Below are 10,524 nucleotides of genomic sequence, written 5' to 3'. Positions count from 1 at the left end.
ACCAACTTCCTTGTTGTTATCATCTTGGTCTACGAAGGTGATAATCGCTTTTTGACCATCTTTAACATAATTGATTGGTGTATCCTGAGTTGGATCACTTGGAATTGGTGGTGGGTTGTAACCCTTGCTTGGATCGCTCGGATCTTTCGGTGTCAATGGTGTAGTACCATCTGGGCCTACTGGTGTAGTGCCTGGTACATCTGGAACTACTGGAAGATCAGTTCCTGGTTTTGTTGGATCTGTTGGATCATTTGGATATGGAAGGTTTGGTACTTTTGGAAGTCCGTCTGGTACATTTGGTACGTATGAACCGAGCTTCTTGTATTGTACAACTTCTTCGCTGTTAGCATCGCCAGCTTTCACTGTCTTCGCTGCTACATTAGCCTTATCTGCCACGAATCCAGTTACTACTGGTGTAGCTTCTTGAGCCAATTCTTTTGTAGCTGGTGTCCATGCAGTGAAGGTCTTTTCACCAGTTACAGCATTTATTTTACCAGTACGTGTGAAAGTTGCTTCTTGAGTGGCAGGAGCTTTCAGAGCTGGACGACCCGCTGTTTGACCATCTGCGTATTGATACTTGATGGTACGTGTAACCTTGCTGTTCAAATCAGCTGGATTCGTATTGTCATCCAAGCGTGGGGTTACAACAACTGTCCAAGTTTGGTCTTTTGTCTTATCGTTATCAAACTTCTGACCATTCGGTTGAGTGAAACCGTCGCTCACAAGCTTGTAACCTGCTTGTTGAAGTTGAGTGAGACGATTTACAGTTGAGTAAGCTACTGGTTCACCTGACTTACCAGCAACAGAATCTGTATAAAGAGTCTTAACTGGAACGCCGTTCTTACCATCTGTTACGTACTTGATAGAACCACGTTGTTCATCCAAGTTGTAGTTGACAACTTCAACTGAATCTCCAGTAGTAGGGTCAACAGTTACACCTGGAACTTTTGGTTTATCTGGGCTATAGCCTGTAATAGCAGGAGTGTTTACTTCTGGAAGGTTAGCATTTGGTTTATCCCAAGCACCAGGAGTTTCCACACCTGTTACCTTGTTAACAGAAACTGGACGAGTGAATGATGTTGTTTGAGTAACTGTCTTAGGAAGCGCTGGGCGTCCTGCTGTTACACCGTCACCATATTGGTATTGGATAGTTCGAGTAACATCTTTCTTCTCTTGTTTTGTTTCAATAACTGGAGTAACGACAACTTTCCATACTTGGTCTTTTGTCTTATCGTTATCAAACTTCTGACCATTTGGTTGAGTGAAGCCATCACTTACAAGTTTGTAACCTGCTTGTTGAAGTTGAGTGATACGGTTAGCAGTTGAATAAACAACATCTTCCCCTGATTTACCTGTAACACCGTCTGTATAAAGAGTCTTAGCTGGAACACCGTTTTGTCCATCTGTTACATACTCAATGATACCACGTTGATCATCTTGACTGTAGCTTACTACTTCATCTTCGTTAGGAGATGTTGGAGTAACAGTTGCAGCTGGAACACTTGGTTTGTCTGGAGTAAAACCAGTAACTGCTGGAGAATCAACTTTTGGAAGTTCTTCACTTGGCTTGTTCCATTGTCCAGGAGTTTCAACACCTGTCACCTTGTTCACAGAAACTGGGCGAGTAAATGTTGTTGTTTGAGTAACTGGACGAGGAAGTGCTGGACGACCTGTGGTCACTCCATCCTTGTATTGGTAACGAACGTTACGAGTAACATCTTTTGTTTCTTGTTTTGTCTCAATACGTGGAGTAAGAACAACTTCCCATGTTTGATCTACATTGTTATCACTGTCAAATCTTTGACCGCCAGCTTTAGTAAAGCCATCGCTAACAAGATCATAACCCAACTGTTTAAATTCGTTAATTTTCGCAGTTGTTGTGTAGTTGACAGGTGTATCTGATTTACCAGTTACGTTGTCTGTGTGAAGGGTCTTAGCCGGCACACCGTTTTTACCATCTGTACGGTAAACGATGCTTCCCTTTTGAGTTGCAGCTGAATAGCTTACAATCTCACGCCAGCTTGGGTCTCTTGGTGAAACAGTAGCTGAATTTACACGTGCTTTATTTGGTGTGAATCCGGACACTTCTGGGCTGTCAACCGCATCTACAGTACGAGTATTTGGAGTCCAATTACCGTATGTTTTCTGACCAGTTACTGGATCTTCTGATACTTGACGAGTAAATTGAACTGTTTGTTCAACCGGTTGCGGAAGTGCTGGACGATTTCTAGTCACACCATCTTCATATTCGTAAGCGATTGTACGAGTAACATCCTTAGTTTCAGTTGTTACTTTCGGATCATTCTTACGGTATGAAACAATTTCACGCCAGCTTGGATCTGTTGGTGAAACAGTAGCTGAATTTACACGAGTTTTATTTGGTGTAAAGCCTTGAATCGCTGGTGTATCAACCGCATCTACAGTTCGAGTGCTTGGAGTCCAGTTGCCGTATGTCTTCTTACCAGTTCTTGCATCTTCTGACACTTGTCGTGTGAATCGTACATTTTGTTGTACTTCACGTGGAAGGGCTGGACGACCTGAAGTCACACCATCTTCATATTCGTAAACAATTGTACGAGTAACATCTTTGGTTTCAGTTGTTACTTTTGGAGCATTCTTGTCGTAGTAAACCGTTACATCACTTGGAGTAGAATTTGGATTTACTGTAACTCCTGGAACAGTCGCTGTATCTGGAGTATATCCTGGGACATCTAGAGAATCTACAGGTGCAAAATTCTTAGATGCAGGACTCCATGGACCTGGTCTACCACCTGTCACAGTCCGAGTGAACTCAGCTGTTTGAGTATAAGCTGGCGGAAGTGTCGGTCCTGTCACACCTGGTTTATATTTATAATAAATAGTACGAGAGACTGTCTTCTTTTCTGTCTTCGTATCAGTTGCACCTCTACGGTAAACGTAGGTTACTGTACCGTTGGTACCCCAGTCAGCCAGAGTTCCTGAAGGTGGCAAGCTACCTCTCTTCATTCCAATGAAACCATAGCCAGGAATCGTCTTCTGTTCAGTGGTATAAGGCTTAGCCTTGAAGGCACCTTGTGGATAAGTTACTGAGCCTTCAGCGATTTCTCGACCTTGCTCATCTTCATAACGTACGTCAACAGAGGCACTTTGATAGAAGTCGAAGCGTTTGATTTGGAACTGTTGCAAGTTCTTGTAGTTACCAGTCGTCGCCGTAACCACCATGGACATCAGTTGTTCTGGAGTAGAAACTTTCTTCTTCCATTGCTTAATCCCAAGATTACTTTCGTAAGAGACAGTTAATTCCTTGGTTACACCGTCATACTGGATAGCAAATCTGTGGAAACGACCATCCAAGTCACTTGAGTCTAGACGTTGAGCACTACCAGCATCTGTCTCAGCCCACCAGCGGTCATACTCACCACCAGTTAAGAAACCACCACCACGAACTTTTTTATGAGTAGTACTTACCCAGGCACCGAACTGTCCCAAGCGAGGGTCTTCGTCCCAACCGTATTCGAAGGAGTTTGTGGTATTAGTATCAAAACGATTACCTCTTGGTGCTGTAAACACGTTCCAGAAAGTATCCAGTTTGAAACCATTTGCGTTACGCAAACCACCGATACCAAGGTTACCACCATTTGCCCCTAGGTCTGTTGTATTCCCTGTGTGGAAGGCAAAACCGATACCATCGGCACCATAACGTTCTTGAGTCTTATCACCAAGGTTAACTCCACCAGTCAACTTGAAGCTTTGGTTCATATTGATCTTACTCTTCAGACTGAAGTTACCTGTCTTATGGTTTTCGTCTGGGGTAAGGGTTACGATACCGTCGTATGAATTATAGGTAGCTGAACCATTCAATCTGAAGTAGTCAAGGAAGTTTTCTTTCGTTACAGTTGTTTTTCCTGTTTGCGGGTCAAACGAACGGAAGCCGCTTTCTCCCGATTTACGGAAATCAGCGTAACCTTTATTTACTTCGTTTTGAGCTGCTGCTAATGTAGAATTCGCTTCACTCTTAGCTACTGCATCTGGTGTTTTGCTAGCTGTTGCCAAACTAGCTGCTTGGCTAGCCGCTTTTTCAACTGATACTTTAGGTTCTACAGCAGCAGTTGATTCTGCAGCTGCTTCAGATGAAACTGCAGTTGACTCCGCAGTAGCTGAAGAAGCTGGCGAAGCTGCCGGAGCCTCAGACTGAGTTGCAGCAGTTGATTGGCTAGTCGCTACTGAAGCTTTAGATACTTGTGAAGTAACTTCTTTCAAGACTGCTTCACTTTTTGAAGTAGCTTCTGATTTAATAGTCTTGTCTTCTACTTTGCTAGATAAATCTTCTGCAGAGGTAGAAGATGCTGTAGAGGCAGCACTTGAAACTGCATTGCTTTCAGCAGCAGTTGCTACGGTAGAATTCTTTTCTATGGCCGACTCGGAGTCAGAATCATTCGCTCCCGAATCTTCTCCTGAATCTGGCACAGAGGTCGTTTTCTCCGTAGAGGTGCTTGAAGAATCCGTCTTAGCTAACGTATCGGCTGAAACGACATTCCCCCCAAAGAACATGAAAGCTGCGACTGCTACAGAAGCCACGCCCACATTAAACTTACGAACTGAGTATCGAAGTCGTTTCTCAGCGCTCGCACGGTTTAATCTGCGTCTCGCATTTTTATCCATGAACATCTCTCCTTTTTTAAATATAGTCCAACCACCTATTGCTCAACGTCTTAAAGCCTGAGCAGCAAAGCGTTTCACAATATATGATTGGTGGTTCTAATGCCAAAAGTTTGGACATCAAACCATACCAATAATTATACCGCTTTTTTCCTATTATATCAAGGATTTTACTATCTAATTTTTTTCTGTAACAAAAGTGACATATATTATTATCGGAACAAGGAAATCTTGTATCTTTGTTGCCTTGGAAACGCTATCTTTAAAGGAAAATCATCCTTCAAGACCAAACAAATAAGCCAAAATAAAAAAGAATCCTTCACAGGAATGTATACCAAAAGTTAGACTCAAAATCTAACAATTAAGATACAATCCCTGCTTAGGACTCTCTCAATTTTTATTGAAACTGTGCTTCGACCCGGTAAATAACCTGACCCTTGCTAGAGAATTTTTGCTCATATTCGGTTAAGACATTGCCTTCAAAGTCACTGGCATGAAGATCCAGCCAAACACCTTTGAGAACCATGCCATACTGCGAAAAGCTGACCAAACTGTACTCAAACAAGCCACGATTGTCCGTCTTGAAGTGGATTTCACCTTTTTCTGGCAAAATTTGCTTGAAGGTATCCAAGAAAGACTTATAGGTCAAGCGACGTTTTTCATGCCGTTTCTTAGGCCATGGATCAGAGAAATTCAAGTAAAGTCGGTCAATTTCTCCGTCTGCAAAATAGTTGGTCAATTCCGAACCATCCACCCAGAGCAGCTTAATATTGGGTACATCAGCTTCCAAAACCTTATCCAAGGCGTAACTAAGGACAGACTTCTGAATGTCAATCCCGATGTAATTGATGTCTGGATTAGCCTTGGCCATCCCTGTGATGAAAGCTCCTTTACCGCTTCCAACTTCAACATGGATCGGATGGTCGTTTCCAAAAATTTCTCGCCACTTTCCCTTAGCATCAACTGGATTTAGAACCACATAGTGGGGATTAGCCTCTAATAACTCTGTTGCTCCCTTACGATTTCTTACTCTCATCTTATCTTTCCATACTTAGAACGGAAGTTGCGTAGGGCGTAAATCTCCCGGTTCACATTTTCTAAATCATTGTTTTCGTAATATTTAGCAATCTGCATCAGATAGGAGTATTGACCAAACCAATACAGTTTTTTGATAACCTTGTCATTGTACTTATAACCGTAGTAGGTCAACCACTCCTGCCAATTGGTATCTGGGATGTAGTGGCTCAATATATGAGCAACATCCAACATTCTGTCCGTCAAGCGAACCGAATCCCAATCCACCAAATAAATCAAGCCACTATCCGTCTGAAACCAGTTGCTATGGCGCACATCCCCGTGGACAATCGTCGCGTAGTCCTCACGAAAAGCAGGCACCGTTTGCCGCAAATCACGGATAATAGACTGCAGGTACTGATTGTTCCTCAAAACGACCGGAGCTTGATTGAGCCAGCTATTGATTAAATCGATCGGTGTTTCCAAAATATAACCCAATTTAGCCAACTGAGTCATCAGAGGGCGCGACCGATGCAAACGCGTTAAAATATTGATCACTTGCTTTTTAGACATATCATTAGGTGTTAAAATGGCACCTGAAAGCCATTCTTGCCCGCTCATGACATTGCCATCTGGCAAGCGTCGGCTCCACAGAAGTTGCGGAGCAATTTGTTCTCTGGCTAAGCCTGCCAGAATCGGGGTCGTATTCATCTTGACGAAAACTCGCCCCCCGTCTGGATAAGTTCCCATATAGGCCTTTCCGCTCTTACCAGCTATTGGTGTCAGGGCTAGCTCGTTATCAACCAAGACCATGATTCCCCTCCTTAAAAAGTTTCCTCACTATTTTACTAATTTTCATTCTTTTAGTCAACCAATCTTTTTAGTTTATATGGCAAATAGACTAGATACAAAAAGATTGTCGCTCCAAACATTGCTAACACTGCTATCTTACCTTGAAAAAAGAGCACTGCCACTAGCGTTTCAAACAGCAAAACACTATGTCCAATCCCTGTAATAACCTGTCTTGCTCCCTTGATTTTAGACTTACTATCCAGCGGGAAAAGCTTAGTTAAATACTGATAATCAAGAGCTTCATACAAGGCCAATAACTGAAAAAGCAAAAGATAGTTGAAGAGAACAACAAAACCTGCAGCAATCCAAGACTGACTGACGAAGACAATCGTTAAAAGGGCTAAAAGTAGGAGACGCAAGGTCAGAGGGAATAAATCACCATTGCGCAGATAGGAGCGTAAAAACATATTTTGCCAAGTCTTAACATGGGTCTTAGGCAAGAGCCTCGTCAGCCCGTCCAAATAAGCTCTTCTTTTGACACTATTAGAAATGCCTTTCACATTTGTAAAGAGGGCAAAGAAACGAAGAACTTTCTGCTTGCGCCCTTCCTCAGCTGCGATCGCATACTGCCAATCGAGGCGGTCAGTCAAGAAAAAGCGACGTCCCTTGAACTGAAATACCAACCATTTTAGCAAGAGCATAAAGAGACAGTACAACCCAAAGCCCCAGATTGGCAAACCCAGAGCCAAAAACAGGGGCGCTAACAAGAGCAGCAACAAGGTTTGCAGCAGGCCAAAAAGAATATACGAACGTTGGATTTGTCCCTTGACAAACTCAATAACCGTCTGCTCCTGCACCAGCAAGAAGAGCATGTCTGGTTTCTCCAGATAGGTTGCTATACTGCCAAAAGGAAGAATGACCACAGAAAACAAAACTAATCCTACTACTATCGGCCAAGATTGACTAGGGAAATTCCGTAGCAATTGATTGTACTGAACTGCCAGAAAACCTAGAAAAATCAATAGAAACAAGACAAAGTGATCATTGAGAACATAGCGCAGATACTTCAGACAGCGCTGACGGAAATCCTGCTTGCGTTTAGCAAATACTTCTTTCATAGCGCAGCCTCTTCCGTCAAGGCCAGATAGATGTCATTGAGACTAGCTTCCGACATCTGAAATTGCTGCCGCAACTCAGCCAGATTGCCCTTAGCGCGCACCTGCCCTTTATGCAAAATCACAAAGCTATCGCACATCTTCTCAGCCGAATCCAGAACGTGAGTACTCATGAGGATGGATTTCCCTTTTTTCTTTTCCTCATCCAAGAGCTGGATAAGATCTGCAATAGCTACAGGATCCAGCCCCAAAAAGGGCTCATCCACGATAAAAAGACTAGGATCCACCACGAAAGCACAGATAATCATGACTTTCTGCTTCATCCCCTTAGAAAAATGCACTGGAAACCAGTCCAACTTATCCTTGAGTCGGAAGATAGTTAAGAGGCGCTCCACGCGCTCAAAAGCGACATCCTGCTCGATATCGTAAGCCATGGCCACCGTTTCAATATGCTCACGCAGGGTCAGCTCTTCGTAGAGACTCGGTGTCTCTGGGATAAAACCAATCTTCTTACGGTAGGCACTAGGATTTTCTCGCAGCTGCAAACCATCAATCCGAATTTCTCCCTTGTAAGGCGTCAATAAACCGATAATTTCATTGATGGTGGTGGATTTACCGGCACCATTGAGACCAATCAGCCCAACCAGCTGACCATCGCCCACTTCAAAGTTAATATCTTTCAAAACAGGAATGTTAATATAGCCTCCTGTAAGGCCTTTGATTTCTAACATATTTTCTCCAAATTCTGGTATAATGTTCTTATATTTTAAATTATAACAAAAATCTAGCGAATAGAGGTATCATTTATGGCTGATTGTATTTTTTGTAAGATTATCGCAGGAGAAATTCCATCTTCTAAAGTTTATGAAGATGACCGGGTAGTAGCCTTTCTAGACATTTCTCAGGTCACTCCAGGCCATACTTTGGTCGTTCCCAAACAGCATTTCAGAAACCTTCTAGAAATGGATGCAGATAACACAAGCCAGCTCTTCGCTCGTGTCCCAGACATCGCCCGCAAGGTTATGAAAGCGACAGGCGCCAAAGGCATGAACATTCTTAACAACAACGAGGAAATCGCCGGCCAGACTGTCTTTCATACCCATGTCCACCTAGCTCCTCGCTATGAAGAGACAGACGGTTTACAAATCAGCTTTGAAACCCACGAACCAGATTTCCCAGCCTTAGCTCAATTGGCTGAAAAGATTGCGCAAGCTTAAGGAGGAACTATGAAATTTTCAAATCTTATGCTGTTCACAGGTGCTGCCTGGACCAGCTACCGATTGGTCAAAAACCGGAAGGCAATTAGCCATGAAGTCGTCGAAACATCCGATATCTTGGATAAAATTCAAGATAATTTAGCTAACATCCAGCACAATCTTTCCATTATCCAAGAACAGCGAGACAATATCAAGGAAATGGCTCAGGACTTGACTTATAAATACAAGATTTTTGAGAAACAAGCCCAAGCTCAAATCACGCAAATACAGGACATCTGGCAATAGAAAACCTTTCTCATAACAAGAAAAACCATGGCACAACCATGGTTTTTTCATATTTGCGAGATAAAAACTTCAATCAAAACTTATCGACTATTCTTCCTTTAGTCCTTTCTCAAGAATTGATCCAAGTAATAGTCAAAATAGGTTTTGCTTCCTGTGATGACTACTGCACGACCTTCAATACCGTAACGTATCTTCTTGGCTTGGGCATCCGTTAAGGTTATTTCAGCTTCCACCTTAAAGAAGTTGCCTTTTTCCGTTTTCGTCGCATTGTTGTCAATGTTTGAAATTTTAGATTTGAGAACAAATTCTTTATTATTTCCATCCATTGCAGTGAAACGCAGAGTCTCACCTTTTTTCAGACTAGCTACATCTTTCGAGGTCACATAGGTTGTAATAACGACCTTTTTTTCCTTGGTCAAAACAGGATACAATTGAGCGAGCAACTTCCCTTCAGGAACCAGATTCGCTCCTGCTGTTTCAGGATTTAGGTGGAGAATACCATCTTCAGTTGCTGTGATCATGCCTTTTTGAGTGATACCACCTTGCACCTTGAGATTATTTTCAACTTCTAAAATCTTTTGATTCAGAGCCGTCAACTCTTGACCAACTTTAGTCAACTGCTGAGCTTTCAAGGATTCAAGCTGGCTATCCAAACTTCCAGAATAGGCTTGCTGAGCACCGGAACCTGCATACTGCACTCGATAGCCCGAAAGAGCTGATTCAAACTGCGAAATCTGATTGTCAATCTGCGACAGAACTTGACTCTTTAGCTGACCTTGACTATCAGCAGCGGCTTGCGCCTCATAAGCCTGATAAATGCTATAACCTGCATTGGTCGAAGGGACACTTGTCCCATTTTGGATGGCATTTCTAAGCGTTTGATAATCCGCCAATTTAGCATTGGTTTCATTGATCAAATTCCCCAGCTCCGCCTGTGAATTGCTGGCCGCTGAATTTTGAGAAGCAATGGTCGAATTTTGCTGCTCGGTATTACTACGGATGCTAGCAGCTTGACTCTTATAGTCATTAAAGGCCTGCTCATAGCCGAAGCGATCTTCTCCTGAAAACTGGCTAGTCCCCGTCTTCAGACTTTCTTGCAGCAGCTCCAACTGCCGTTTTTGCTCCTTCAAGCTTTCTACTTGAGAGGAGAAGGTTTCTTTTTGAGTATTTTCACTATCAGACTTATACTGAACTAAAAGATCCCCCTTTTTTACAACCTTATTTTCCTTCAAATTATTGGTGACAATCGCATTGTTACTGGTTGATTGGATGCTGGCCAAAATTTTGCTAGGCTCAATAGAGGCTCCTGAAGTAATAGTGATTTCTTTTTTAGCAAAGAGGGAGAATAAGACCACAAAAATCAACAAGAAGAAAGTCGGTAAAATCACGCGCACAGAAAAGCTAGAATATCTACGGTTATAAAATTCGGCACTCTCTAAGTAATGTTCTTCCATCTTCTTTCT

General features: G+C 42.7%; 8 protein-coding genes. 2 read left to right on the top strand and 6 right to left on the bottom strand.

All coding sequences use genetic code 11. From position 1 onward, the window contains the following. From D8792_RS09645 to D8792_RS09625, 5 genes are all read right to left on the bottom strand, one after another. On the bottom strand, nucleotides 1–4,641 hold a 4,641-nt coding region (locus tag D8792_RS09645), incomplete at its 3' end, for a mucin-binding protein (RefSeq protein WP_185758440.1). A gap of 394 nt (nucleotides 4,642–5,035) precedes the next feature. After that, nucleotides 5,036–5,674 (bottom strand): tRNA (guanosine(46)-N7)-methyltransferase TrmB, encoded by a 639-nt coding sequence (gene trmB, locus D8792_RS09640; protein ID WP_125373826.1) that lies wholly within the window; start codon nucleotides 5,672–5,674, stop codon nucleotides 5,036–5,038. Next, a complete protein-coding gene (ccrZ, locus tag D8792_RS09635; protein ID WP_125373825.1) occupies nucleotides 5,671–6,465 on the bottom strand; it encodes a cell cycle regulator CcrZ in 795 nt (264 codons plus the stop codon). The genes trmB and ccrZ overlap by 4 nt, the downstream gene beginning before the upstream one ends. Before the next feature lie 50 nt (nucleotides 6,466–6,515). Beyond that, entirely contained in the window at nucleotides 6,516–7,562 is a 1,047-nt protein-coding gene (locus tag D8792_RS09630) for an ABC transporter permease (RefSeq protein ID WP_125373824.1), read from the bottom strand. Then, on the bottom strand, nucleotides 7,559–8,290 hold the full coding sequence (locus D8792_RS09625; protein WP_125373823.1) for an ABC transporter ATP-binding protein: 732 nt from the start codon (nucleotides 8,288–8,290) through the stop codon (nucleotides 7,559–7,561). Before D8792_RS09625 ends, D8792_RS09630 begins: the two co-directional genes overlap by 4 nt. A 75-nt stretch (nucleotides 8,291–8,365) precedes the next feature. On the opposite strand from D8792_RS09625, the gene D8792_RS09620 reads away from it, so the two are divergent. Together D8792_RS09620 and D8792_RS09615 are read left to right on the top strand one after the other, a co-directional pair. After that, nucleotides 8,366–8,776: an HIT family protein gene (locus D8792_RS09620; RefSeq protein ID WP_125373822.1), complete on the top strand. Its 411-nt coding sequence runs from the start codon at nucleotides 8,366–8,368 to the stop codon at nucleotides 8,774–8,776. 9 nt (nucleotides 8,777–8,785) lie between these two features. Beyond that, a complete protein-coding gene (locus D8792_RS09615) occupies nucleotides 8,786–9,061 on the top strand; it encodes a hypothetical protein (RefSeq protein WP_125373821.1) in 276 nt (91 codons plus the stop codon). A 98-nt stretch (nucleotides 9,062–9,159) separates the two neighbouring features. Here the strand turns inward: D8792_RS09615 and D8792_RS09610 are convergent, their stop codons facing one another. Further along, a complete protein-coding gene (locus D8792_RS09610) occupies nucleotides 9,160–10,515 on the bottom strand; it encodes a bacteriocin secretion accessory protein (RefSeq protein ID WP_125373820.1) in 1,356 nt (451 codons plus the stop codon). Nucleotides 10,516–10,524: the final 9 nt, after the last annotated feature.

Origin of the sequence: Streptococcus cristatus (genome assembly GCF_003943505.1) — a bacterium.
GTDB lineage: Bacteria > Bacillota > Bacilli > Lactobacillales > Streptococcaceae > Streptococcus > Streptococcus cristatus_E.
The sequence above is the reverse complement of the archived record's forward strand: the minus strand, read 5'-3'. Positions and strand labels throughout refer to the sequence as shown.